Origin of the sequence: Alloscardovia theropitheci (assembly GCF_004332295.1) — a bacterium.
Taxonomy (GTDB): Bacteria; Actinomycetota; Actinomycetes; order Actinomycetales; family Bifidobacteriaceae; genus Alloscardovia; species Alloscardovia theropitheci.
Genome location: NZ_RXLP01000019.1, coordinates 22779 through 49364, shown reverse-complemented (window position 1 = coordinate 49364; position 26586 = coordinate 22779). Strand labels below are relative to the sequence as shown.

Annotated in this window: 17 protein-coding genes and 1 tRNA gene; 12 read left to right on the top strand and 6 right to left on the bottom strand. The window is 43.4% G+C overall.

What is annotated here, in order from left to right; genetic code table 11:
* Window positions 1-942 precede the first annotated feature (942 nt).
* Complete coding sequence (locus EJ419_RS03750) at window positions 943-2565, top strand: amino acid permease (protein ID WP_420836910.1); 1623 nt, start codon at window positions 943-945, stop codon at window positions 2563-2565.
* A 114-nt stretch (window positions 2566-2679) separates the two neighbouring features.
* Complete coding sequence (locus tag EJ419_RS03745; protein WP_131283751.1) at window positions 2680-3858, top strand: HAD family hydrolase; 1179 nt, start codon at window positions 2680-2682, stop codon at window positions 3856-3858.
* 11 nt (window positions 3859-3869) lie between these two features.
* Here the strand turns inward: EJ419_RS03745 and EJ419_RS03740 are convergent, their stop codons facing one another.
* The 3 genes from EJ419_RS03740 to EJ419_RS03730 all read right to left on the bottom strand — a co-directional run bounded on the left by EJ419_RS03740 (window position 3870) and on the right by EJ419_RS03730 (window position 7398).
* Window positions 3870-5630 (bottom strand): DUF6020 family protein, encoded by a 1761-nt coding sequence (locus EJ419_RS03740; RefSeq protein WP_240680328.1) that lies wholly within the window; start codon window positions 5628-5630, stop codon window positions 3870-3872.
* A gap of 145 nt (window positions 5631-5775) precedes the next feature.
* Window positions 5776-5860, bottom strand: a tRNA-Ser gene (locus tag EJ419_RS03735).
* A gap of 113 nt (window positions 5861-5973) precedes the next feature.
* On the bottom strand, window positions 5974-7398 hold the full coding sequence (locus EJ419_RS03730) for a UTP--glucose-1-phosphate uridylyltransferase (RefSeq protein ID WP_131283747.1): 1425 nt from the start codon (window positions 7396-7398) through the stop codon (window positions 5974-5976).
* Between the two features lie 227 nt (window positions 7399-7625).
* Between EJ419_RS03730 and EJ419_RS03725 the strand changes: the two genes are divergently transcribed.
* From EJ419_RS03725 to EJ419_RS03710, 4 genes are all read left to right on the top strand, one after another.
* The gene (locus EJ419_RS03725; protein ID WP_131283745.1) at window positions 7626-8795 is read left to right on the top strand and encodes a LicD family protein; all 1170 of its coding nucleotides are present in this window, start codon (window positions 7626-7628) and stop codon (window positions 8793-8795) included.
* A gap of 39 nt (window positions 8796-8834) precedes the next feature.
* Window positions 8835-9554 carry an IspD/TarI family cytidylyltransferase gene (locus tag EJ419_RS03720; protein WP_131283743.1) on the top strand — a complete coding sequence of 240 codons (720 nt, stop codon included), beginning with the start codon at window positions 8835-8837 and terminating at the stop codon, window positions 9552-9554.
* Between the two features lie 108 nt (window positions 9555-9662).
* Window positions 9663-10757 (top strand): NAD-dependent epimerase/dehydratase family protein, encoded by a 1095-nt coding sequence (locus EJ419_RS03715; RefSeq protein ID WP_131283741.1) that lies wholly within the window; start codon window positions 9663-9665, stop codon window positions 10755-10757.
* 5 nt (window positions 10758-10762) lie between these two features.
* Window positions 10763-11779, top strand: a complete 1017-nt coding sequence (locus tag EJ419_RS03710; RefSeq protein ID WP_131283739.1) for a glycosyltransferase — start codon at window positions 10763-10765, stop codon at window positions 11777-11779.
* A gap of 58 nt (window positions 11780-11837) precedes the next feature.
* On the opposite strand, the gene EJ419_RS03705 is transcribed toward EJ419_RS03710, so the two are convergent.
* From EJ419_RS03705 to EJ419_RS03695, 3 genes are all read right to left on the bottom strand, one after another.
* On the bottom strand, window positions 11838-12698 hold the full coding sequence (locus tag EJ419_RS03705) for a glycosyltransferase (protein ID WP_131283737.1): 861 nt from the start codon (window positions 12696-12698) through the stop codon (window positions 11838-11840).
* Between the two features lie 85 nt (window positions 12699-12783).
* Window positions 12784-14295: a DUF2142 domain-containing protein gene (locus EJ419_RS03700; protein ID WP_165496225.1), complete on the bottom strand. Its 1512-nt coding sequence runs from the start codon at window positions 14293-14295 to the stop codon at window positions 12784-12786.
* Between the two features lie 100 nt (window positions 14296-14395).
* The gene (locus tag EJ419_RS03695) at window positions 14396-15529 is read right to left on the bottom strand and encodes an acyltransferase family protein (RefSeq protein ID WP_131283733.1); all 1134 of its coding nucleotides are present in this window, start codon (window positions 15527-15529) and stop codon (window positions 14396-14398) included.
* Window positions 15530-15761: 232 nt separating this feature from the next.
* On the opposite strand from EJ419_RS03695, the gene EJ419_RS03690 reads away from it, so the two are divergent.
* The 6 genes from EJ419_RS03690 to EJ419_RS03665 all read left to right on the top strand — a co-directional run bounded on the left by EJ419_RS03690 (window position 15762) and on the right by EJ419_RS03665 (window position 26469).
* Window positions 15762-19490, top strand: coding sequence for an RICIN domain-containing protein (locus EJ419_RS03690; protein WP_165496224.1), 3729 nt, complete (start codon window positions 15762-15764; stop codon window positions 19488-19490).
* 15 nt (window positions 19491-19505) lie between these two features.
* Window positions 19506-20447, top strand: coding sequence for a glycosyltransferase family 2 protein (locus EJ419_RS03685; protein WP_131283729.1), 942 nt, complete (start codon window positions 19506-19508; stop codon window positions 20445-20447).
* Window positions 20448-20648: 201 nt separating this feature from the next.
* Window positions 20649-22343 (top strand): glycosyltransferase, encoded by a 1695-nt coding sequence (locus EJ419_RS03680; protein WP_131283727.1) that lies wholly within the window; start codon window positions 20649-20651, stop codon window positions 22341-22343.
* On the top strand, window positions 22336-23283 hold the full coding sequence (locus EJ419_RS03675) for a glycosyltransferase family 2 protein (protein WP_131283725.1): 948 nt from the start codon (window positions 22336-22338) through the stop codon (window positions 23281-23283). The genes EJ419_RS03680 and EJ419_RS03675 overlap by 8 nt, the downstream gene beginning before the upstream one ends.
* A gap of 126 nt (window positions 23284-23409) precedes the next feature.
* Window positions 23410-25473: a DUF6541 family protein gene (locus EJ419_RS03670; protein WP_131283723.1), complete on the top strand. Its 2064-nt coding sequence runs from the start codon at window positions 23410-23412 to the stop codon at window positions 25471-25473.
* Window positions 25474-25587: 114 nt separating this feature from the next.
* Window positions 25588-26469, top strand: a complete 882-nt coding sequence (locus tag EJ419_RS03665) for an NUDIX hydrolase (protein ID WP_131283721.1) — start codon at window positions 25588-25590, stop codon at window positions 26467-26469.
* Window positions 26470-26586 lie beyond the last annotated feature (117 nt).

Here is a 26586-nt window from a genome sequence, read left to right as displayed (position 1 = left end):
TTTAATAAGAAATCATAAAGACGATAAGCGGTGTCTACTGGGGGATTCCTTTGTAGATGCCGCTTTCGCGTATGTGTGCATGGGCTGAGTGTGAGTGTGAGAGTGGGGTGGAAGAACGAGCGGGTGTGCACGTGTGCGATTACGCGAGAATCCAATTATGCGAGAATGCATGAACACTTGCGCGAACGCTTACATAAGTGAGCGACTGGATGCGCAATGGTGTGAAGTGGGACGGATAGAGAAGGGTAACGAATAGGGAAGGAAAGCGGATTAATTAGCCGTGCGAATCGTGAATTCTGGATATTTTTGCAACTTCGACTGTCGGTTAAGTCGGTATATCGGGCTATGGCGATTCGTCTATAAGTTGTAATTGCCAAACGTGCAAAAAATAAAGTGGAATCATTCGTCTCGCTTGAAAATACAAGGGAAAAATCGCCGGATATGACATCGCCGAGTCGAAGAGAATGAGTCTCGGAGTATTACATTGTGGACATTTTTGCATAAAATGCGTGTCATTTATCTAGGGCTTCGGTAAACTAATCACAACATAGTTCACTACTACTTCGAAGGAGGTCTCATGGCAGTAACACAGATGCTTGTCAGCATTCGCCGCGCAGAAACTCAGGTTTCTATGAATCACGAGGCCTTTAACCATCATCATCTTCATCATCAGCATTAATTTCTTGAAATAAAATATAGATCTTATAACAATGCTGATTCGCAGTGCTAAGAAGGATAATTCGCAATATTTAGCACTTTATAAAGAGAAATAAATATAAATAGATATTTCATCATACGGATATATGTACTGGGCGATAGACAATCATTCGTACTGAGTGCGTTATCTGAAAGCGTTAATAATTATGCGGTAGAACTATTGACAATAGAGGAATCTCCGTAATTCATGAATGCGCGGATGAAATAGATGAAGAATGAGGAAAAATGGGAAACGGCTCTTCTGCAAAAAATACAATTACAACTGAAAACGATGCTGCTAATGCGAGTCCTGGCGATAGCGTGAGCGTGAACACCGGCGTGAATGCTATCGAAAACACGGGCTCTGGCGGTGTTGGTGTCGGTGTTGGCGTTAACGATGTGTCAGGCGATTCGAAAGTGCAAGCCCAAGTACAAAGCGCGCAAGCGGGAAATCCAAAGTTTGATCCGGATTTAGACTCTCGCTATGGTGGATTGAAACGACGCATGTCAGCTCGACACTTAACGATGATTTCCCTTGGCGGTGTTATTGGAACGGGTCTATTCGTCAGTTCCGGCGAAACTGTTCACACAGCAGGCCCACTCGGTGCAATCATCGCGTACGCGGTTGGCTCATTACTCGTATACTGTGTCATGCTGTGCCTAGGCGAGCTGTCGGTGGCTATGCCGTATGCGGGCAGTTTCCACATGTATGCGCGTAAATTTATCGGGCCGGGTACAGGTTTTGCTGTAGCGATTTTGTATTGGCTCAATTGGGCTGTCGCGCTCGCATCTGAATTTACTGCGGCGGGAATGCTGATGAAATTCTGGTTCCCAAATTCGCCAGAATGGGTGTGGTCTGCAATCTTTATGGTGGCTATCCTTGCTCTGAATTTGATGAGTGTGCGCATGTATGGCGAATCAGAATTCTGGTTCTCAAGCATTAAGGTTGTGGCAATCGTCGCGTTTATCGTTATCGGTGCTTTGGCTATCTCAGGAATTATTCCTATGTCTTCTGAAGTAACAGGTGCTCAAGGAGCTCCATGGTTTACAAACTTCTACGCTGACGGATGGTTCCCAACTGGCATCATCCCAATCTTCTCTACGCTCTTGACTGTTATCTTCGCATTCTCAGGAACCGAGGTCGTAGGAGTAGCTGCTGGTGAAACGAAGGACCCACACACTGCGATTCCAAAAGCTGTGCGTACAACTGTCTTCCGTTTGGTCATTTTCTTCATCGGCTCAATTGGAGTGATGGCAGCTCTTATCCCATGGCACAAGTCAGGTGTAAGCACGTCACCGTTCGTTATGGTATTCCAATCCATCGGTATCCCTTATGCTGCAGATATTATGAACTTCGTAGTCTTGACTGCGGTAGTATCTGCCGCAAACTCGGGTATGTATGTGTGCGCTCGAATGGTGTGGTCACTTGGCAAAGATGATATGCTCCCTCGTGTACTTGCTCGCACAACGAAGAAGGGCGTACCGGTCTACGCAGTGCTCGTCTCCATGGCGGGCAGTATGGTGTGCTTGCTGTCGTCAGTATTTGCTGCAGATACGGTGTACTTGGCGTTGGTGTCGATTTCAGGCCTGGCAACTCTCGTTGTCTGGGGATCAGTAGTCGTCTGCCAAATCCTCTTCAGGCGCTCACTTGCACGTGAAGGGAAGAGCGAAAAGGATCTAGCTTACACGGTGCCTTGGTATCCGTTTGTACCAATCCTCGCAATCGTTTTGACTATCGTCGTCGTGGTACTCGTTTTGTTTGATGCATCTCAACGCGAAACCTTGCTGTACATGATTCCATTCACGGCGCTGTGCTATGCATATTACTACGTGCGTAAGTGGGTGAAGGACAAGCGCGAGAAGAAGTAGTAAAACTGAGTGAATAGAATAGATACATGTGAGACTAAACTGATATTTAGTCTCACATTTTATTTTCATAGATTAATATATGAGTATTATCTAATTCATCGAGGAGATAGAACGATGGTCCATATAACAGAAGCTAATACCCTCCCCATCCTCGCCATCTGCTATGACTTCGATAAGACTTTATCTCCTGATGATATGCAGGCCCAGGGTTATATTCAAAAGACGTATGGCAATGATGCGGACAGTATTCGTAAGTTCTGGGACGAAACTGACAGACTTTCTCATGACAATGAGATGGAACAAAACCTCGCATGGATGTATCTCATGCAGAAGTATTCGCATGGAAAAGTGATACTTACAAAGAAGAATCTTCAAGATTTTGGCAAGAAGGTTCATCTTTTCGAAGGCGTAGAAACGTGGTTTAAACGCATTAATGAATTCGGGAAAGAGCATGGAGTTCAGGTCGAGCATTACATCATTTCTTCGGGATTAAAGGAAATGATTGAGGGAACACCAATAGCGAAAGAGTTTACAAAAATTTTTGCAAGTTCATTCTTGTTTGATAAGCAAGGCGTGGCAATTTGGCCAGCTCAGGCAGTAAATTACACGAATAAAACGCAGTTCCTTTTCCGCATCGAAAAAGGTGTCCTTGATGTTAACGATAAGGATGTGAATAATTATTTCCCAGCGCAAGAATATCGTGTTCCATTTAGGAATATGGTATATATCGGCGATAGCGATACGGATATCCCGTGTATGAAACTTGTCAATACGAATGGTGGCCATGCGATCGGCGTCTATGATCCACAAACGGAAGATAAAAGCAAGGTCTACCGCATGCTTGATGAGAACCGCATCAAGTACTTCGAAGCAGCTGATTATCGCGAAGGCTCCGATTTAGAACGACTTGTTAAGAATATTATCGAGCGTACACGCGCAAATGAGGAACTAGAAAAAGCCCATTACAGCAACCTTAAAGAAAAGAATGACTTTGTTCATTCTCAAGACGAACAGGCCAAGCGTGTGGAAGAGCTTATCGACAGACTTGAGGATAGTAATAGCTTCAAGGATACTCATGCTATCATTGCTCAGCTTACTGAATATGCGCGTTCTCGACAAAGCAATTCGGATTCGTGGACCACAGATCAGGTTGCTGCTCTAATCCGTGTCGCCTCTACGAATTCACAAGTCAATCTTATTCTTTCAGATCCGGACATTAGCGAGTTCTACCGTTCATTGTGCGGAAAGACTGATTCAGAAGAAGCGCATGCTATAGGAGAGCTTTTAGGATAAATTTCTATAACTCATTCATCTGCTGAGCGATAAGGCAACATCAGCATAATTGGAGTGAGCAATACGGCCGCGAGCATAAAACGTGCAAAAACAGAATTCGCCATAGCAAGTAACGACAGTAGGAACAGCACATAAGGCGCTAAATAAAGCAATGATTTGCGAGTCTTGCGTTGTCGCGCAAGTGTAAACAAAACGAACATCGGGATAATCCATGTGTATAAGGATTCGTAAAAGAATATATTAATTCCCGGAATCATACGGATAGAATTATAGAGTTTGTCCGCTAAATCATTTCTTGAGCTATTCGTTTGCTCCGCAATTTGACCGAATGTATCAGGATTAGTGTTCGTGCGAATATATGTATCAGCAATGTAATTGGATTCCATAGTATGAGGAACATCGGTAGCTTTGACATCACTCGCGCGGGTAAATGCAAACCAACTGCTGTTCACGCTCATAAACGCGTTGAGATACGAACCTGGGTATCGGAGTCCCTGGCGGATCCATAATGGAATGTAATTTTTTAATTGGCTACGATCGTTGAATCGACCCATTGCCACAGCATCGGCGCTATAAGGCGTGTACTGGTCTGCCATTTGGTCGAAAGAATAAATATTGAGTTTCGAAATTACATTCTTATCCGCATCGCTAATCTCGGCACGATGGTCTTTCGCAGCGCGAGCAGTAATTTGAAGAGGGACAACAAATATTTGCTGTGAATCAGTAGGAACAACCTGAAGTGCTGGGTATGCATAATGCGGGAAAATCCACATAGAGATAGCGCAGGTGAGTATTGCTAGTATTCCAAGGAGTAAGCGTGCTATGACTGTCGCGTATCGGGTAAAAATTGCAAAAAAGAGACAAGCAATGACGATAACCGCCCCAGTTTGCCGTGTCAAACAGCTCATGACGGATAATCCGAGGAAGGCTATCGTGAAGCCCACAGATTTAAGTGATTCCCAGTGAGTACGAAGGCCCTCGAAAAACATGATAATCCATGGGGCGAGGAAGAGCAGGTGAAGTACATCCTTAACCATAATGCACAGATACACGGGGATAACTGGTAGCAATGCAAAAAATGCAAGACCAAGAAGTGAGAAGCGGCGTGAGATATTCCAGCGACTGTGTGCGTAATTAAGTGCGAAACCGAAAATAGTTGAAAATACAAGAAGTTTAGCCAGAGTATATACAAACAGCCCAGGAATATATGTTCCTAGTAGCGATTTACTTATTTTAAGAACGCTTCCAAAGATGACCGTGCTCATAACAGGATGATGAGCATTGATTTGACCAGGTTGCATTCCAAAAGCGGAAATCCCGAACCATTGGGCTACTTGATCTCCTGTGTCCCACGACATGACACCTGGTGCAAGCAAGATAAACCAGGGAATCCAGAAAATGGAAATTGTTGCAGAACTTACGATAATACTTCGTGTGTTTAATGTAAATGTATAAAACTGATTTAACTTTTTGACGACTGGCGTAGAGAACGTATCGTCCAGTGAGATAGAACTGAAGCGATGAATAAGTGCTTCAGCTCCGTAAAAAAGTCCTATGTAAAAGAAAAAGAATATAGCACACAAGGCAAGCGCAAAAGCGGAGAATGGGCGTACGGCTGTCGTATATGCTGCGGATGTAGCCCAAGCGGACACAATTGCTGCAATGAGTATAATAATATTCGGGAGTAAACGTGCTTTTGAGCCGTGAGTGGCGCTTACCTTTGATGCTCTCGTTGACTCTGTTATTCTCAATAGTGAGTGGTATCGGTTCATTGTAATGCCTCGTTGCTCATTACGTATACTCTTTGTTTATTTTGTGTGATTTTCAGGTATTTTTCGAGTCTCATAAGGGCAAGAGATAAACCCGCACATACCCATGCACATATGAGAAGAGGTCTCTTTCGAGACCTCTTACCGGCGGAGAATACGAGATTCGAACTCGTGAGGGCTTGCACCCAACACGCTTTCCAAGCGTGCGCCATAGACCACTAGGCGAATTCTCCATTTTCGTTGTCAAAGACAACTTTCATAGTGTAACACAATGATGAGAGCTTGTAAACCACCTACGTGTTGTTTTGACAATGCTATGCGTTTGTCAAAACAACATCCTTACCATTTACTGCCATGTATCAGGCTCGATACCTTGAGAGCCGATGTATTCACCGTTTGGCACGTATGATGGCTGATCGTTATCTTCAAGATGCGCATCGCCAAAGCAATGAGTATCACGACCAAAAGTCCAGTCGCCTTCGATAGTTACGCTCGCTGCAGCGGCCAAAGATGGAACTCCATACGGGAAACGTTCGTTGAAATCTTGAATGTTCTTGTAATAACGCTGATCAAGCGAAATGCTAGGAAAAATATAGTTACCATCTTCCATTTCGTACGAATCTGTCAAATGGAATCGGTCAGAACGTAGGATAAACAAATCTTCCGTAGTCTTCACCGGTAAGAAGCGTGAGCGTGTTACTTCAATACAGCAAGCATTATCAAACAATGAGATTGCCGCTCCCATCGCAGTTTCGAGCTGAACGACACGAGTTGTTGAAGAATCTGTTGGATCAACCGTCTTGTTATTGCGAATTACAGGCAGCGGCAAAATACCATTGTGTTCCTTAAGAATCTTCTTTAATGCGCTAATACGAATCCAAATATTATTTGTATTAAAATATGGGTGAATACGCTCGTTCATTGCTGCTGCTTTGTCATCAGGATGAACTTGGCTCATCTCACGCAACGTTAATCGTCCAGTTGCATTATCGATAACGAAATGCCCTCCCTTGCGATCTGCGGGAGTCTTACGAGAAACTTCAACCATAAAGTCACTGCCAGATTGTGCAAAGTAGCCAGCGATGATACTCGAAGGACGCGCACCTAAATTATCAGAATTAGAGATGAAGATATATTCAATCCCGTGATGTTGTAAGTCATCTAAGATGCCAGATTCCCATAATGTGGAGTACACGTCACCGTGGCCAGGAGGGCACCATTCTAGACCAGGCTCTGCTTCAAAACGAACCGGCTTCCCGCTATGCTGGGTAATTTTTGGTTCGTGATGCTGAATAATTTCCAACGGGATACCATCCTGGTGGAATCTGCGGTTATGGCGTACCGCATTTAATGAGTCTTTCGATGTTCGGAAAGAATTCATCAATATTAATGGCAAATCAACCTTGTGCTGGTTGCGCATGCTGACTACTTGACCAAGAATAATGTCCAAGAAGCGCATTTGGCGAGCTTTATGCCGACGTACAGGTAACAGTGACTTTGGACCATCAAGGCCCATAGAAGTACCCAATCCGCCATTTAGCTTCAAAATAGCTGTCTTTGATAGGGCAGCTCGAGCCGTGCGAGTTGGCATAGTATCATGAAAATCAGCTACAGATACGATATCGGTTAACGGCGTGATATCCGATTCGTGCATCCAACCGACCTCATCCGCTTGCCAGACTTCGTACATACGTCGGAACTGTGCGATTGAGATGTCGCTCATTCCCTCTTCTTGCATTCGTTCGATGCATGCATTTAAACCGTCTGCCATGAATACCTCCGATGTGAACACAATGCATGTTCATATTGCATCATAGTGTAAGTTTAGCGCATTTATAGTGATGAATGTGGGGAGAACGCAATTCTCGTCCCGTGTAGGGGCTGGAGCGGCAAAGCAATTGAGTATATATCGCGTATAATTCTAGGAATATTAAGGTCTCTCGTATAGACGTTTGATAAGATAAAGAAGTCATCTATCTGCGGAAGGGCAATAAGATAATGGGCATTCTCAGTAACATCAAGTCAATATTTCCAGTATCCTCGCGCTCTTTCCATTCTCATCGAATTCGACAAGAACAAGAAATCCTTCAATTACGCGAAAAAATTGATTATTTGACAGAACATATAGACGTTGTCGCCTCTGAAATTCATCAACATATAGATGATCGTGCAAATCCGATTGAGGAACAGAATCGGTATGCGATTAGTGAAGCTCGTGCTGTTGCTGCCAAGGATGATATCCGATTCTGGGGGCTTTATGGCGATGGCTCAGGGTCTGAAGAGCAGAGAAAGCAATTCTTTAAATCCCTTCCTCCAGCCCAAGGTGGTATGCGTTTATTGCAGCTGGCTCTAAGCAAGTTGCTTTCCGAATTCTCTGATTTCTGCATGAAATACGATATTGATAATTGGTGGCTTATCGGCGGTACTCTTCTTGGCGCAGACAGGCACGCTGGATTTATCCCTTGGGATGACGACTTAGATGCGGGAATTATGCGTGACAGTTTAGAAAAGCTTTATGAACTTATTGAGGTTCAGCATGTTCCAGGAAGCGAGAAGTTCCATATTACCGTTGTCTGGGATCGATATGTAGATTCACGGCAGGTTCGTCTCTTCAGTACTGCGCATAATGTGCCCGGCTTTATTGATCTTTTTATTTTTGATTGGTGTCCATCAGCTGATGAGGCTATCGTCAAGAAGAATAATGCTGCACGAGCTCGTGTACGCGCTAAGCTACGCGAATTAGAGATTTCCGATTCGCGCTTATCTGAGTGGAAGCCGGAAGGAGAAGCCGGTTATACGCCCGATGATTCTGCTGCTGGACGAGTTATTTCTCAGGTGTTTTCTTATGAATTGAATCTCCTTCGTGAGGAGGGAGTTATCTGCGAACGCGATAATGCACAAGCGATTATTCGCTCTATTGATAATCTTGATGCTCCACGCGACTTTCATTGGAATGTGCCAATTGATCGTATATTTCCTTGTGTGTATCTACCGTTCGAAGGCAAGGAATATCCTGTTCCTCGAGACTATGTGTTCCTTAATAAGAAGTCATATCGTAATCCTTATGACTTACCTAACGATATCGGACAGCATTATGAGCACGTTTCACGAGACGATATACAGAATGAATCTGTTGCTCAGGCTATTGCAGCGTATATTCAGCAATAAAGATCTCTCGGATTAGCAGAGCGATAAAGGAGAATAATAGTGGCGAATATAGCATTGCTCATCGCTGGAGGACGTGGTAATCGCATGGGGCAGGATTTGCCAAAACAATTCCTCAGTGTTGATGATAAGCCAATCATTATGTATACGTGTGAAGCTTTCGAGAATCATCCAGAGATTGATGCTATCGTGATTGTATGTATCGATGGGTGGCAGACAGCTTTAGAAGCGTATGCTCATCAATTCAATATTACGAAGCTTCGTGCGATTATCCCGGGTGGCGAGAATGGACAAGGCTCTATTCGTAACGGTATTCATGCTATTGATGAACAATTTAACAAAGATGACATTGTCCTCGTGCATGATGCAATTCGTCCAATGGTATCGGCGGATATTATTTCGCGCTGTATTGCTGATACTAAACGTTATGGTTCATCTATCGTCTCTATTCCTTGTGCGGAAGCAATGCTTGAAATAGATGAGACAGGTGAGAATTCGCATAACCTCGTCAATCGTGACAGCTTGAAGCGTACACAAACGCCACAAGGGTTCTCTCTAGAAACATTGTTAGATATGCATGAGGAAGCATCACAGCGCGGTATAACTGACTCTGTTGCATCATGTACATTAGCTATCGAACTCGGTCGAAGTGTGCATTTTACTCCTGGTTCAGAGAAGAATATCAAACTGACGACAGTCGACGATATCGATATCTTTAAGGCACTTCTCACAGCAAAACGATCATCATGGCTGAAGAATTAGACTTGCAATGCCTACATGGATAAGTAGAGCTTTCCAAGGTCTAAGAAGACTGAATAGTGTGGATAAACTACAAGATAACGATGACTAGATTAACAGGGGCTGAATAAATTGGCGAACCAGCATAATCAGAATCAATCGAAAGTTTTTGGAACTGATGGTACACATTCCATGTGGACTGCAGATGCTAAGCTAGCAGCGTCGCACGTTGTTAATCCACATTTTTTTGATAATAAGACAGTTGCTGTTCTCGGTGCGTCGGGTTTTATAGGAAGCGTAACTGCATATGCTTTACAAGAATTAGGCGCACGAGTTGTAGCGTGTGGACGTAATACGAATCGTCTTAGATTGTTATTCGGTGGAGTACCGGGAATCGTAATTAAAGCGTTGAATTTACAAGAACCTCTTGATTTCTCACAGGACAACGATGCGTTAATCGATTATGAACGGGTAGACATTATTATTGATGCTGCCTCACCAGCTGATCCAGCATCATTCGCGAATGAGCCGGTTCAAACGATGCTAACTAATATTTCTGGTGTCGATAATGTGCTAAATTATGCGAGAGATCATGCTGTGGAACAGGTCTTGTATATTTCAAGCGGTGAAGTATACGGATATTTCACCCATGACCACCCAGTCAAAGAAACGGAACAGGGCTTCCTGAATATCCTTGCTTCACGCTCATGCTATCCCCAGTCTAAACGTGCTGCAGAAACATTATGCGCTAGCTATGTGGAGCAATACGGACTTGACGTAAGAATTGCACGACCATCGCATATATTGGGGCCTGAATTCTCGACATCAGACAGTCGAGCGAGTGCTCAATTCTTCCGGGATACTTTAGCAGGACATTCAATCACGCTCATGTCAACCGGAGAACAGATACGTACTTTCGCATATATAAGCGATTGTGTGTCAGGGCTACTGTCCATTTTGTCTGTTGGAGAAAAGGGCAATGCTTACAATGTGACAAATTCCGATAGTCCTACAAGTTTTGCTGATTTTGCACGATACGTGGGGGACGTTGGAAACGTTCAGGTTACTATTCCCGTTGCGCGCTCTGGCGCTAGTGATAATTCACCAAGTCTCAGGCGTGTAGCTCAATTAGATAATACGAAACTCCGATCACTAGGGTGGTCACCGCAGTTCAACGCTCGGGAAGCCGTTGAACGCACTTATACTCTGCTTTCCCTGATACGATGAAACTTATGGAATCCTCTCAATTACGTGTAGCTGCTGTCGTTGTGTCTTTTAACCGCGAGCTTCTCTTGAAAGAATGCCTCGATGGGTTAAGTGCACAAACGTATCCGTTAGCCCGAACAATTGTGGTAGATAATGCGAGTACGGATAATTCCGTCGACGTAATAAAGAATCATTTTTCAAAGCCACAGCTTGTGCAGTTGAATGAGAATGTCGGCGGCGCAGGAGGATTTGCTGCTGGTATCGCTATGGCGGTTCACGATTGCGATATCGATTACGTGTGGATTATGGATGACGATACGATTCCTACGCCTACTGCATTGGAAAAGCTCGTTGATGCTATTGATGATTGTGTAAAGATTAATGATGAACGTCCGGTAATTGTCGGTTCGAAAGCGATATGGGTTGATGGGCGTGAGCATCTGATGAATAAACCTCGTTTACGCCAGTGGATTCAGCGAGGACCGAAGACTCTTGCGCACTCTGCAGGATCGTATCAGGCTCGAACATTCTCCTTCGTATCATGTTGCATCGATGCTGAAGAAATTCGTGCACGTAAAGCCTTGCCTATTAGCGCATATTTTTTGTGGAATGACGATTTTGAATACAGCACTCGTTTGTTAAAAAATCGAATTGGATATTATATTCCTGAAAGTATCGTCGAGCACCGTACTAAAGTTTTCGGGTCATCGAATGCAGATCCTGGTGCACGATTCCGCTTTGAAGTACGAAATAAGCGATGGCTTTTTAAGTATTCGCGCTCGAATTTTACAGCTCTTGAGAGAGTTTATTATCTTTTGGGTACGGCGAAACGTTGGGTAGGAACACTAATACGCTCGTCAAACAAAAAGGCTCTGATTTCATTCGCTCGACAGGGATGGAAAGAAGCTGGGGCACAACCCCCAGCATCAAATGACTATATTTTGTCAGCTACCCCTGATGTGGCAGCGCTTATCGAACAATTTGAGAGTGCTAATGGCGGTGCGAGCACAGAACGAGTAGTCAATGCTGAATCTGTGGAGTGAATATAAGGTTCTAGTAGAGACTCGTATTCATGGAAACACGGAAGAATGGTATGAAAAGTTAGCTTCTGCCCAAAGACGTATTTTTAACCGCTGTGCGCAAACGATACAGCGGTTTTTTTATACCTGTAGGTATAAGTCGGTAGACTCCGCGAACAAGAATATTGCGAATGAATAGAGGAAGAGTCGTAAACCCGTCTTTATAGAAAGTTTTTTGCAACTTGACCTCATCACGTAGCATCGCCCAGCCACCACGGCGAGTATACGCGCCAGAATCAACTCGATATCCTAGGAGCACCTCGGACAGATTTGCGAAAAATGCGCCGTGAAGGAGCAATCGCTCCCACAAAAGGTAATCTTCGAAGCGCCCTGCATCCTGTGGGTATCCTCCAACTTCGCGCAGTGCACTTGTACGAATCATTACTGTGGGGTGATGTACTGGAGACTGGAATCGCGCATACTTAGCGAGTTCATCGTGGCTTGTAGGAAGCATGCGTTTCTCGTGCCACTCAAGCTTGTCTGGTGACGTCTCGGTGAATTCTTGCAATGAGGTGCCAAGAACCGTGATGTCTGCAGAATCAGGGTGGTTGCGCAAAAAAGAGGTTTGGAGTTCGAAACGATTTGGCAGTGATATGTCATCAGCATCCATGCGTGCTATCCAGTCGGTAGTAACGTGCTTGAGACCACGGTTCAGGGCGGCTGCGAGACCGACATTGTGAGCTAGGCGAATAACGTGGATAGTGGAATCATGAGATTGAACATTATCTAGATACTGCTCAATCTCATCTGATACTTTACCGTTTCGAATTATGAGAACTTCAGTTGGCTTTACTGTCTGATCTGCTGTACATGATTCCAGCGCTCGCTTGAAGAATTCGAGAGAATCTTCTGCATATACGCACATGAGCACAGTGAAGTTCATTATCTTTCCTCATTTATTCGAGTTATCACTCAAGGGCAGGTATGTACGATATTGTAATACATACTGGAGCGTGGAACGATGTTCTTTAATACACTACCGTAATATATTTTGCCAGTGTAGCGATGAGAGCAAGCGTGCTGAGTGTAACGATTGTTTTCAGCCCAAACTTATTAAATGCCTGTTCTCGCAATGCAAGCATAGAACTTTTATCGTCAGTAATATCGCCGACAAGATCGTTCTTCATTTTTAGTGATTGAGGAACGATGCGAGTTGATGTGAAAGCGAGCACAAGTATAGCAAATAGTGGATATAGAGGGAAGAAGTAGCGTCCTTGAACACCATCAAGCAAGTAGAATCCGACAGGAGTAAAGCTGATATAAAGGCTACCGAAGATGAGTGCAAAGGTGGCAAGTGTAGATAAAATAAGTCCCCAGCGTTGTCGCACAGTCACAAATGTGTAAGGGACTGCTATTAATGCAACGATAACTGCTATCCAGCTAACAATCATAGCTGTGTCTGGAACGCGGATACCAGATGAGCCGATAAGATTCATAAAAATGAAATTCTCGCGGTAGACGTATGCGTAGAAAAGCTGCTTAATAAAACCAAATGGGTGGGTCAGAATCCAGTTGAAGGATGGTTTAAGCCCGAATGTGCTGGTGCTATAGTCTGCGCGGTAAAAAGCGCTATATGTAGCGGTATCTGCTGAAAGAACAGACCACCATGCAAATAATGCGCACGATACGCTAAGAGTTACAGCTTTAGCTAAACGTGCAATTAGTGGTGAAAACTTCTTGAGTGGTACTGCACATGCTAAGAAAATAAGACCGATATACGTAGGTTTTGAAACTGGGAGGAAGAGGGTGGAAAATGCGAGCTCTGCATATTCAAATTTAGTTAAATCTTGCTTAGCAATCAAGCTCTTCATGATGAGCGCTAAGAAAAGAAAAGCTATTCCGTTAGTGAGAGAATCTGCTGTAATACTAGAGATTTGTGCCATCATTGGCGGGACGAGTCCAAGAGCAAAGATAACCCACTGAAGTCGGCTCTTGCGTAGTGCAAAAATACCCAGGGCTACTGGTATGACATAGCATAGCAGAGACACGAATGCCATTGACCATAAAGTTTGTGTAATAGTGGCATGGAATACATATTCCGCGACTAGAGCCGTGAGCGAAATAGGGATATAGGCAGCTGGGGAATACGATGCGGTATTTGTAAACCATACAATTGTTTGCTCTGATGAGGAGAATTTCTTCGAACCAAGTTCATGATACTTGGCGATATCATTAATTTCGGCAGCAGGTTCAGCTGGATTCTTGCCTAAATCATCAGAAGTATGCACATAGAGATTCCACACGTCAGTTGGAATTCTTCCACCCCAAGACTTTCCGGTATCGCCCCAATTAATTTCAACAGGAGCAAAGTGGCCACGTGAAATCTGATAAGCACGGGCGAATTGGCTCATGCCGTCATTTCCCCAAAATGGTGGTGCAATGGATACAAAAATTGTGCCAAATACCATAGCTATTACAGCAAAAAGCATCGTTGCGCTAAAAATAATTGAGCGCACACGTGGATGCGATATTTCATTCATGATTCTGCATTCCCTCTCAATATACGCAGTAGTGCATGGAACATTAATGCGCATTAACTATGTAAATCAGATAGTTTTTTACTCCAAAAGGTTCTGTTGATTACAAAGATGGAGATAATTTGTCAGATATCCATGCGATTGCTTGCTCAACAGGGCGAATAATAATTCTATACGCAATATTACTCGTAAGTAGTAATAAGATAAAGATAATGAGGATACTTACAAGCATGTATGGTGCAAGAAGAACTCCTTGTGGAGAAGGTAACGAAAAGACGTGAGTCCACAAGATTTCTTTAACGAACGGATTCTCGTGGATGAGGTATATACCGAAAACTCCCGGAGTAAGAGCCAAAGTAGCTTTTCCTATCCAACTCATGTGGGAAATAGGATGTTGGTTACTCCATTGAATAGCGCTGATGAAAATCGCTACACCGGCGATAACAGAAAGAATTGGCGATGCTCCTGGGCCTGCAGTAAAGAGATTCCCAGGATATCCACCCCACTGAGGTAGACCGGCTAAATTATTAGTTAATGCCCATGTACCAAGAGAGATAAGGACATACATGGCGATAGTAATAATTATTGATACCCAGAAATTGATACGGGGAAGTGAATCCTGATATCGCCTGATATATGCACCGATGAGATAAATAGTTCCCAAGTACAGACCATCGTTGAAATATCCGAACGCGGGATTAATAAATTTCCATATAAAAGTGATATATATCAGTACGCACAAAACAACACATAATTGACGTTGAGTGGTGTGATCGACGATGAGATTAAGTACAGGCGATAGTGCAAGAACGACAACGAAACCAGTAGCAAACCAATATTCATTAAAAGTGATTGGCAATACTGCCATAAGCGCATTATGCTTGGAAATCCAACCAGTTGGATAGACATGTGTATATTCGAGCAGGGCAAAAACAATAAAAATAAGTACGGAGTATGTAAATACTTGAGACCATAGCTTAATAATTCGCCAGACCGAGCTAAATGCGAAATTGCTTTTACTTGCCGATAAAAAATACGCTGAAATAAGCACAAAAATAGTAACACCAACTTGTCCGCTCATCGTCAAAGCAGTGTAAGCGTTTGCCATAAGGGTATGAGAACGGCTTGGGTCGCTATGAATTGGGAAATTACTTCCTGCAAAATAATGTGTAGCAACTATGCAGAACATAGAAAAGATACGTAGTAACTCAATATGCCAATTACGGACGCGTGCCATATTCCTCCTTCATACAGCTACTACGATATACGAATGACTACCTCAAATCATGGGTAGAAAATGATTTTCGTATGTTTAAGAAGTATCAGAGGCATATGATGTGAAGATTTCTTGAAAACCGTAAGAGAATCGTAATGAATATGCTCAGGTAAATATGAGTTTTCAATTCTTTCACACAGTTCTCAATAAAATGCGATGTAGAGTAAGGTCATTCGTATATGTGGAAGGCAAAATGAAGAAGAGAGTGAAGAGCTCAGCTATTCTTGCTGGTATTACAGCGCTAGTTGTTGCATTTAATGTGCCGAGTATGGCTATTGCATCAGAAAATATGTCAGTTAGTAGTCATCAGACTTATGGAGATACGCTTAATGCGTCAACTGATTTGGGCTCAGGACAGTCCGTTAATCAAAATGATATTCCAAGCAACCCCGATCAAAAACTTCCTGACACTATCTCCGATAAGGTCCCAGATGACTCGACCTTGGTATCACAAAAGCTTGCATCGGATGGACAGGGAAGTATCTACGATGTGGAAACTGGTGAGAAAGTTACAGATCCTCAACTCGTTGGTACAAAGGATACCCCAGCAGATCCTCTAGCTAAGACTAATGGTAAGAGCTTTATCCCAGTAGATCTTTCTGATGTCAAAGACAAGATTGATGAAGAAAGTTCTCATGAGGATAGCCTCGCTCAGTCTGTTCCACAAGAACAGAATCAAGCCCAAGATGAGCAATCGCAAGCTACTACAAGAACTGCGCAATCGGGGTATAGTGCATTGCGTATAATGTCAGCGAATAGAGCCGTAGCAGATAAAGCAGTTATCGGTAATAATTCCGGGCAAAACGACCAGAAGGTAGACTCAGGACAAAAGAAAACTGAACAGAATGCAAAAACTGATATAACGCAGGATACTGCAGCTATTCAGAATGTTTTCTTACCAAACAATAATTATGGTGCTCATTGGGGCACGTATAACGGCACTCCAGCCTTTTTCCAAAATGATGGACGACTTTTTGTGCAGCAGGCTAAAGGAGTTATTGACGTATCGCAATGGCAGGGTGATATCGACTGGAACGCTGTAAAGGCAACAGGTAATGTCCAAGCAGCTATTGTACGTATCGGTTATGGCTCAGGTAACGCATTAGACCGTAAGGCTGCTCGCAATATTTCCGAGCTTAAGCGGTTAGGAATTCCTTTTGGAGTGTATTGGTATTCCTACTCTGAAAATGCATCGCAATCTACAGAAGAAGCTCGAAGTACGGCTGATGCATTGCGCAAACTTGGTATTACGAATAATGATTTGAGCTATCCAATTTACTATGATTTGGAGCATTGGACATGGGCAGGACATGCTCCGTCCACAGACCCAAATGTCAATGCTGCAGCTATGCATGCCTATTTCAATACTCTGGCATCGCAGGGATATAGCAAGACAGCAGTTTATTCATATACAAGCTATTTGAATTCGAATTTGCGCCACAGTGATATTTGGAAGCGCACAACATGGGTTGCTCAATATGGCGCTTCTATGGGCTTCACTGCTTGGAATACGAATTTCCGTGGCTGGCAGTACTCATCCTCTGGAAAGGTTAATGGTATTTCCGGAAATGTAGATATTAACGCTTTTGGTAATTATGAAGCAGTGAGTGATCCTCAGGTCTTCGACGTTCGTAACTATCCATTGGTTAATCTCGCAAATGGAGAATACTATATTAACCCGCGTTTGAGCGAGAAAGTTTCTGTGGATGTGTCTGGTGCATCACGAGATAACGGCGTACAAATGCATGTATATGGATACAACAAATCAAATGCACAGAGATTCCGTTTTACACGCAACAGTGACGGAAGTTACACTATAACCAATGTTAACTCAGGTAAAGTCCTTGACATCAGTGCAGGGGTAGCCCGCAATAATGCCCGCATTCAGCAATGGGATTCAAACGGTTCTGCTGCACAACGCTGGTACATTCGCAATTTGGGTAATGGTTATGCTTTACAGTCTGCTTTGGGAAACTGGGCTATTGATCTCAATGGCGCATCGACCGCAAACGGTAATCCTATTCAACTGTATACACCAAACGGTAGTGATGCACAAAAGTTCTTCCTAGCTTCTGTTGATGGTCCTGCAGCAAATACACGAGTTAAGATTTCTTCTACGATTAATTCTTCTAAAGTTCTCGATATTGATCGTACATCTAAAGATAATTCTGCCCAGGTGCATGTGTGGGATTGGTTAGGTGGACCTGCACAGCTCTTCACATTCCGAGAGGTTGGCAATGGAACGTATTCCATCGTCAATAATAATTCTGGAAAGGTTCTGGACGTCGCTGGAAATGCGAGCGAGAATGGTGCTCGTGTAGACCAATACGATTGGAATAATTCAGCAGCCCAACAATGGATTGCTTTGAAGAATTCTGATGGAACGTATTCATTCCAAGGTCGAGGATCGGGAAAGTTTGGCGAACTTCCAGGAGGTAATACTAATTCCGGAACGCCACTAAAGATTTACTCCGGTAATGGCTCTCCTGCACAACGCTGGAACGTCCGCACTGTTTCCGATGGAGATCTTCGAGACATTGCATACGTGCGTCAGCATATTGGAGATTTGCCAGACGATACGTATACGTTTGAGCGTCCAGATGCGGACAATATTGCTATGGAAGTAGGTGCTGCATCACATGCTAATTCAGCGAATGTGCAGCTGTACAATTCCAACAATACAAAAGCTCAGCAATGGACAATTTCCCATGATGGAGCTGGTTACGTTATCGTTCGTAATGTCGAATCTGGTAAGGTTCTAGACCTTGCCGGGGCGCATGCTGCTAATGGCCAAAATGTGCAGCAGTATGAGTTTAACGATTCGGATGCGCAAAAGTGGATAGCCGTACTTAACTCTGATAAAACATATACCTTATTCTCAAAGGCAAATCCAAACTTCAGTCTTAATGTTAGCGGGGATAAATCCGTTGCTTATGCAAACGTACACGTGTGGCAGAAAAACTCTACTGTTCTTCAGAAGTGGTCACTCATTCCAACTAGTTTCGTGGGCAAACATCGCAATGATTTACCAAACGGCGAGTTCGAATTCTTACGTCCTAATGCCAAGCTGAAGGTTCTTGATCTAGCAGGTGCTTCACGCTCAAATGGTGCTAACGTTCAAATTTACGATGCAAACCATTCAGCAGCTCAGCATTGGGTGGTATCGCATGATGCTAAAGGCTACGTTACCCTTACTAATAAAGCTTCGGGTAAGGTGCTTAACCTTAGTGGCGGTGCTGCAAGAAATGGTCAGAACGTTGATCAATATGATTCCAATGGAACGGATGCTCAAAAGTGGGTAGCAGTACGAAATAGTGATAACACGGTTACTTTCTATTCAAAGGTGGATAATTCTTACGCGCTTGATGTAGCAGGTAACGGAACTGGAAACTCTACAAATGTGAGATTGTATAAGTCGAATCAATCCACTGGACAAAAGTGGTTGATCAACGATACTGATTTCGTCAGTATGCATGAATATGACATTGAGGATGGTACTTATAAGTTTGAGCGTCCACAAAATTCACGTGTAGTTATGGATCTTGCGGGTGCCTCACAAGCTCGTGGCGCAAATGTACGAGTGTGGGCAAGTAACGGTACAGCTGCACAGCAGTGGCGTGTTCGTCACGTGCCTGGGGCAGAGGGATACGTGGTTATTTACAATGCTGCAACTGGTAAAGTTCTTGATGTGAGTGGAGCTGATCCTCGACTTGGACAAAATGTGCAACAGTGGGATTTGAACTGGAGTAAAGCCCAGCAGTGGGTGGCGGTTCTTAATTCCAACGGAACGTATACATTCCATTCCGCACTTAACTTCACATATGTGCTTGATGTGTCTGGAAATGGTACAGCAAACGGAACGAATGTGCAGCTGTGGAATGAGAATGGTTCACAAGGTCAGCAGTGGAAAGTAACGAGGTAGGTTATACTAGCAACTATGAGCGAAATACAGAAGCCAACGATTGCTGTTCTTATTCCTTGCTATAACGAGGAAGTGACTATTGGAAAGGTCGTTCAAGATTTCCAAAAGTCACTTCCTGAGGCAACCATTTACGTGTATGACAATAATTCATCCGATCGCACTGCTGAGATTGCAGGTTCACTGGGAGCTGTTGTTAGACATGAGCCTCGTCAAGGCAAAGGGAACGTTATTCGCGCGATGTTTAATGAAATTGATGCGGATGCCTATGTTATGGTTGATGGTGACGACACATATCCTGCCGAGGATGCTCCGGCAATGGTCGAGAAAGTTCTTGAAGGCTACGATATGATTATCGGTGACCGTTTGAGCTCGACATATTTCCAGGAAAATAAGCGACCATTCCACAATTTTGGTAATTCGCTTGTACGTGATTCTATTAATATTCTTTTCCAATCGGATATTAAAGACATTATGACTGGGTATCGTGCGTTCTCATTTGCCTTCGTAAAGAGCTACCCAATTCTGTCTAAGGGTTTTGAGGTTGAGACAGAAATGACAATTCATAGCTTAGATAAGAATATGAAGCTTTATGAAATGCCAATTCAGTATCGCGATCGTCCTGAGGGTTCTGTATCTAAGCTCAATACTGTGGGCGATGGTATTCGTGTACTTTCCACAATTTTCCGTATGATTCGTGAATATAAGCCATTGCCATTTTTTAGCGCATTAGGTGGATTATTTGCTCTTATAGGAATTGGTTTAATGATTCCGATTTTCATTAAGTTCTGGCAGACTGGGCAAGTTTTGCAGTTCCCGACATTATTCGGATGCTTCTTCATTATTCTGGCTGGACTACTTTTGGGAATCACTGGTATTATTTTGGACGTTATTGCTAAGAATGGGCGTAAAGAATTTATATCGACTATGAATCTTCTCGAGTATATGAAGCGAAAGTAATCTACTACATGTATTGATAGTCTAGAGGCTTTTGGCAATGAAAGGGCTTAACCGATTGGTTGAGCCCTTTTCATGTGTGTAGCTGGATTTTGGTTTGGGTTGATACGTTTTGAAATCTTCATGTCCTAATGTTTTATGGAATTTGTAGATATATAGGTTATATCTAGGCAAGAGATAGATATGCATTGCTAACATGAAATTATGCATTTTTATGAGCTTGATTCGCTAGAAAATCGAGAGAAGATTAACTCTTTGAGTATTCGTCAGCAACGTTTAATTGAATCGGCTGTGAATTATCATTCACTTATTCAGCCGGGACGTACTTTGCACTATAAGATTTATATGGGCGAAAGTTGGCAGTATCCGCGTTTAACCGATACTTCGACTCTCAATGGTGTGCTTACTGAATCCGCGGATTTAACTCCCGTTCTTGAATTCGATGCAACTTCAACTGTGCAACCTCATTCGGTATTCTCTCCTCATTACTTCTCAGGGGATGAACAAATTCTTGACAGAAATATCCGATACATTTTGCTCACACCAGATGAAGCCACAGATATAGACGTTGAAGCGAATAGCCCTCGCCGTAAGCTCAGTCGTATTTATAGCAAGCTAGAAGTGCATGCTCCTGTTCTTTTGGATGATATGCGCGAGCTGCGTCGCAAACAAGGTGAAGCAGACGGTCGTAAGCATGAAAAACACATGGAAGCTCAAACAGTTGAGCATGTCAATGCACAAGGCGATGTGCAACATCCTTGGGTAGAAGTTATTCCTGGTACTCCTGCGCCAGACGCCACGAAGGCAGTCATAATTGCTATGCATTGGTTGCAAGGAGGTGGCGCGGAACGTTGGGCTCTTGAAACAGTAGATCTTGTAAAGAAGGCCGGCTTCTTACCAGTAATTATTACTGATCGTGATAGCCATCAGCCGTGGATCACTCGTCCGGAGTTTGATGATACGCTCATTATCAATCTCACTATGCCACTGCAAGAACGGGTGGGAGATCCCACAATTTTACGAGCACTATTTGAGCAGTTCAATGTGTGTGGCCTACTTATTCATCACTGTCAGTGGGTTTATGACAATATTTGGTGGGTCAAGAAGTATTTCCCACGCACACCTGTGATGGATTCTCTCCACATCGTTGAATATAAGTTTGGCGGAGGATATCCACGCGAGTCAGTACTGCGTGATAACTGGATTGATATCCATCACGTTATTTCGCCGCAACTCGAGACATGGATGACTGAAATTCATGGAATTAATAAGGATAAAGTTGTTGATGCACCTCTCGTAGATTTAACCGTGAATGGGGAGGATAGGACTTACCAAAAGCGTCATAGTGATGATAAGTTGACAGTTGCCTTTGTGGGCCGTTTAGCTAGACAAAAGCGTTTGGAAGCGTTCATACTCCTAGCAGCAAAAATGGAAAAGATGCATCCCGGAGCGTATAGATTCATTATGCATGGTAGTGGTTCTATGGGGCTCGTGCGAGATGAGATAGCTGAGAGACTTGGCGTAGCGGATATTATCGAGTTCCGTGGGAATGAAACAAAAGTTTCCAAGACGTACGAGGACTCTGACGTACTGGTTATTTCCTCTATTAATGAAGGAATAACCTTGACGACAATTGAAGCGTTGAACGCGGGTATTCCTGTATTGTCAGCAAACGTTGGTTCGCAATATACGCTGATTCCACCACAAGGGCTGAGTGGCCGTTCAACTCGTCAGTTTGTGCGCGATACATCGCGCTCGCTGGAGCATCTTCTAACAGATGAAACAAATCGTAAGAATTTATGGAACGCCGAAAACGCAAGGCTCAACCAGTTCGCGCAGTTAGAAACGGCAACTGCATTCGTTTCCCGAGTACTCGAAGATTGGAAGAAGAATGACTAAGAATAATACAGAACAAACGGTAGCGGCAGTTGTCGTCACATTTAACCGACTTGAAAAGCTCAAAACCGTTCTACAATCTTTGGAAGCACAGACAAAACTCCCAGAGCAGTTTATTATCGTCAATAATGCGTCAACTGATGGCACTGATCAGTTCCTTGAGAAATATAAGAGCAATTTTTCTCTGGAAGGTGTTCAATTAGAAGTTATTCATCTTCCTGAAAACGTTGGTGGCGCTGGTGGGTTCTCTGCGGGTATGCGTCGTGGATATGAGCTCGGTGCTGACTTCGTGTGGATTTTTGATGACGATGGTTATCCACAGCCGGATGCGCTGGCTAAACTCGTTGACGGTTTTAATACTGCAGTAGATGAGCTTGGCCCGGATGTTCCATTTGCGTGCTCAATGGTGAAGTACATTGACGGGACGATTTGTGAAATGAATAACCCGGTTCCTACATGGGATTGGGGACGTTTGCAAGCACTTGGACATAGTAATCTTGTGATGGTTACATCCGCATCTTTTGTTTCTGTTCTCATACCGCGTTGGATTATGGAGGCTTACGGCTTGCCATATAAGGAATACTTCATTTGGTTTGATGATGCAGAATATACTTTGCGAATTACTAAAGTATGCCCAGGCGTAGAAGTGCTCGACTCAGTTGTCATGCATGATATGGGTGTCAATAAGGGCGTGAACTTCTCCATGATTGACGAAAAGAATGCATGGAAATTTGCATACGGCGTACGTAACCAGGGATCATATCGCTTGCACCATGAAGGAAAAGCAAAATTCCTTCTCTTCTGTGCAAACGTGGCGATTCAAATGCGTCGTGGCGGTGTAGCGCGTAAACTTCGCAGACAGATGTATTCAAAGATGTGGGAAGCTTTACGCTTTAACCCATCAGTTGATTATCCCCAGCAAGCGGCAAAAGAAGTTGAATAATGCAACTGTATAGGTATGCCTAAGAAAATTTGCAACTGACAGTATATATATCGTGGGCGAATATCGTAGGATACTTTGCCCACGTGCGAAAAGTATAGGAAGAGAATCAAGGAATAGGTAGAGGATATGTGGATACAATTTTTGATGAGCGTAGCTATTACTCTCATTCTAGTGTACTTGCCAGGTACACTTATTATGCGCTCGTTGAAGGTATCATGGCTCTTCGCTATAGTACTTGCGCCTGCAGTGAGTGTAGCTGCCTATGTTGCTCTTGGAATTATTCTTTCCGCTCTTCATATACGTGGAAATTGGGCAACGATAGCGCTACCAATTATTCTTCTTAGTATCCTTGTATTCGCGGTGGCACTACACATAGCTCGTTCCAAGAGCACTGGAATCGATGGAAAAGAATGCAATCAAGTAGGTTCATTATTAGCTAAAGGTAATTACAAGGTTGCGCTCCTATACTTGGCTTTTGCGGTTGTTGTTTCTGTCTTGTTGTTCCTCAAAAACCTCGATACCGCCGCATCGTACATGCAGCTCTATGACAACGCGTGGCATTTAGGAATTATTCGTGATTTTCTGGCGCATGGCGACTTTTCTCCGATGCATTCGGGCAGTATCATCGCGACTCAAGGTTCCGCATTCTACCCAACCGGCTACCACACAATCGTCGCGCTGGTTTCTTCGGTAAGTCATATTTCTATCACCGTGGCATCTAACGCTGTCGTGTTCGTTGAAATAGTCGTCATCTTGCCGCTATCAGTGTATCTACTATTCTCCATCGTCTTTAAGAACAATCCACTTCTCATGTATGTCGGTGCAGTAGTTCCACTCATGTTCCAGACATTCCCATGGTTATTCATTACATTTGGTCCGTTGTGGTCCAATCTTTTAGCGACGTCAGTCGCTCCAGCTATTTTTGCCGTACTAATTATTCTTTTTGATGCTCGTACAAGCTTGTATGAACGAATTGTTGCGGGTATTTATAGCCTCTTTGCATTTATATTTGCCGCAGTTACGCAACCGAATACGATTTTCACTTTGGCTGTGCTCATTGTCCCATTTGTGTTCTCCCAAATTAGTGCGTACTGCGTTCCGATTTCGGATAAGCGTACACGGCGTATAGTCGTTAATAGTATCTATGCAGGATTTGTAGTATTTATCGCTGCAGCGTGGTTGTTCCTTTACCATGCGAGTTTCATGCAGAGGACTGTGACGTGGAATTGGGACAAGATTGGTAATCTGTATCAAGTGGCTCGCGATGTGTATCTGCTAGGATTCTCTGCAGCTGAGGGCCAGCCGATTCTTGCTGTGCTTGTGGCTGTGGGAATTATCGTCACATTTATACGCCGACGCTATTTATGGATGACTCTGAGCTACACGATTTTCTGCGTATTCTACATGGCTAGTGCAGGTACTGAAGGACGCATTAAGCATCTCTTAACAGGTTTCTGGTATACCGATTATCATCGTCTTGCTTCATCTGCCGTCTTAGTCGCTCTTCCACTAGCTGCATTAGGTTTGGCCTGTGTGGTCAGTATCGTGGTATCGGGATATAAGCTGATTGATACTAAACATAATGAAGTAAATGAACGCGTTCTTGCGGTTGTTGTAGTTCTTGTCTTGGTCGTATCTGTCTTTATGCCATATACTCCGCGCGATACTGCTAAAGAGTCATATAATGCTTTTGGCGCTGTGGCTCGAGATATTAATTATTGGAATGCATCCAATCAGCCAAAGAGCTATACAGCAGCAGAATCTAATTTTGTGAAGGCAATTCAACGTGAGATTCCTGCTGATGCTGTCGTTTTGAACAATCCATATGATGGAAGCGCATATGCATGGGGCGAAGATGGTCTTAATGTGTTTTACAAGGCGTGGCAAGGTAATTGGATGGGCAAGCCAACCGATGACAGTCGTGAAATTATGTCCCATTTGAACGATATCGCAACGAATGAGCACGTATGTGCTGCAGTAAACAACATTAAAGCTCAATATGTAATTCAGCTCGATCAAAAAGATTACTGGGAAGTTGAAGGTAACACAGATAGGCTGCAATCCATTTATGCGGGATACAGTTCATCAGAATGGGTGGGAATTAATTCCATAACCAATCAGACGCCTGGATTTACATTGGTAACTGAGCGTGATGGTATGAAATTGTATAAGATTAATTCATGTAGTTAAATACAATAAAATCTACATACAATGGATTGTGGAATGTGTAATAGGCTCGTACAGAACTAATTCCAAAGAGATTCCTATTTGCTGTAAAACCAACTTGAGAAACGAGAACTATCGATGAACTCACCATATGATATTTCACATAATAATATTTCTCGTGACGATAATTGTGATGTTGGAAACTCAAATGAGAACTCAACTGTTGAGAGTACTGCTATTGGTAGGAATACTAGAGGAAGCATCCCTCTTGAGGAAATTTCCCGTAGCGAAGTGTATCGAGAAGTTGGGGGAGCTGACTTTGCTGTTACAGAAATAAGAACTCGTGTGAAAGCTACGGGTGAGTATGCACAGTTCAATGTTGTTAATGTGAAAAACGGTGCGATAGGAACTATCTGTGTAGTTAGGTCTCAGGACGGCAAATTCCTTCTTGGAAATCATTGGCGCGTATCTGTTTCCCAATTTGAATGGGAATTTCCGCGCGGGATGGGAGAAGAAGGTGAAACTATTGAGCAGACCGCTATCCGAGAGCTCGAAGAAGAAACTGGGTTTACCCGGGCAGATATAGCGAATAAAACTGTGATGTCTGATTCAAGTGATGTATTAAGCAAATCTGATAAGGACGTTTCACAAGACATTCGAGTATTGCAATACTTCTATCCAGATACAGGTCTACAAAGTATTAAAGTCGCCATCGTCGAAATCGTTCTCAACAAAACAACGCAAGAGCTTACTCAAAGTTCTCAAGGCAGACTTATCGGCAGCATTCCTGATGAAGCGCAGGGATTAAAAAATGAAAGGGGATTAGGAGACAACTCTAGCAATCGTTCCAGTAGCTACCCCACCGAACATTTTGCACAATATTCTGGTGATTGGGAATTAAGTGGAGGTAAACGCTGGGTCGGTTGCGATGAACTTGATTCCATGATTCGTTCAGGGCAATTAGCCGATGGTATGACTTTAGCTGCTTATGCGGTTTGGAAAGCCAATAATCAGAAATAGTAATGGTTCGATATTTCGTGTGACGTATAAATGTACTGCGCCTTGCGCAGCGCATTGGATTATATGTAGCCGTTCTCAGTACCAGCTAAGCTGAACTGAAAGTCAAATTCGTTATCT

What these genes read in the sequence shown, in the direction of transcription:
- EJ419_RS03750 (WP_420836910.1), top strand. Translation starts at nt 943, where the DNA reads ATGGGAAACGGCTCTTCTGCAAAAAATACAATTACAACTGAAAACGAT.
- EJ419_RS03745 (WP_131283751.1), top strand. Translation starts at nt 2,680, where the DNA reads ATGGTCCATATAACAGAAGCTAATACCCTCCCCATCCTCGCCATCTGC.
- EJ419_RS03740 (WP_240680328.1), bottom strand. Translation starts at nt 5,630, where the DNA reads ATGAACCGATACCACTCACTATTGAGAATAACAGAGTCAACGAGAGCA.
- EJ419_RS03730 (WP_131283747.1), bottom strand. Translation starts at nt 7,398, where the DNA reads ATGGCAGACGGTTTAAATGCATGCATCGAACGAATGCAAGAAGAGGGA.
- EJ419_RS03725 (WP_131283745.1), top strand. Translation starts at nt 7,626, where the DNA reads ATGGGCATTCTCAGTAACATCAAGTCAATATTTCCAGTATCCTCGCGC.
- EJ419_RS03710 (WP_131283739.1), top strand. Translation starts at nt 10,763, where the DNA reads ATGGAATCCTCTCAATTACGTGTAGCTGCTGTCGTTGTGTCTTTTAAC.
- EJ419_RS03705 (WP_131283737.1), bottom strand. Translation starts at nt 12,698, where the DNA reads ATGAACTTCACTGTGCTCATGTGCGTATATGCAGAAGATTCTCTCGAA.
- EJ419_RS03700 (WP_165496225.1), bottom strand. Translation starts at nt 14,295, where the DNA reads ATGAATGAAATATCGCATCCACGTGTGCGCTCAATTATTTTTAGCGCA.
- EJ419_RS03695 (WP_131283733.1), bottom strand. Translation starts at nt 15,529, where the DNA reads ATGGCACGCGTCCGTAATTGGCATATTGAGTTACTACGTATCTTTTCT.
- EJ419_RS03690 (WP_165496224.1), top strand. Translation starts at nt 15,762, where the DNA reads ATGAAGAAGAGAGTGAAGAGCTCAGCTATTCTTGCTGGTATTACAGCG.
- EJ419_RS03685 (WP_131283729.1), top strand. Translation starts at nt 19,506, where the DNA reads ATGAGCGAAATACAGAAGCCAACGATTGCTGTTCTTATTCCTTGCTAT.
- EJ419_RS03680 (WP_131283727.1), top strand. Translation starts at nt 20,649, where the DNA reads ATGCATTTTTATGAGCTTGATTCGCTAGAAAATCGAGAGAAGATTAAC.
- EJ419_RS03675 (WP_131283725.1), top strand. Translation starts at nt 22,336, where the DNA reads ATGACTAAGAATAATACAGAACAAACGGTAGCGGCAGTTGTCGTCACA.
- EJ419_RS03670 (WP_131283723.1), top strand. Translation starts at nt 23,410, where the DNA reads ATGTGGATACAATTTTTGATGAGCGTAGCTATTACTCTCATTCTAGTG.
- EJ419_RS03665 (WP_131283721.1), top strand. Translation starts at nt 25,588, where the DNA reads ATGAACTCACCATATGATATTTCACATAATAATATTTCTCGTGACGAT.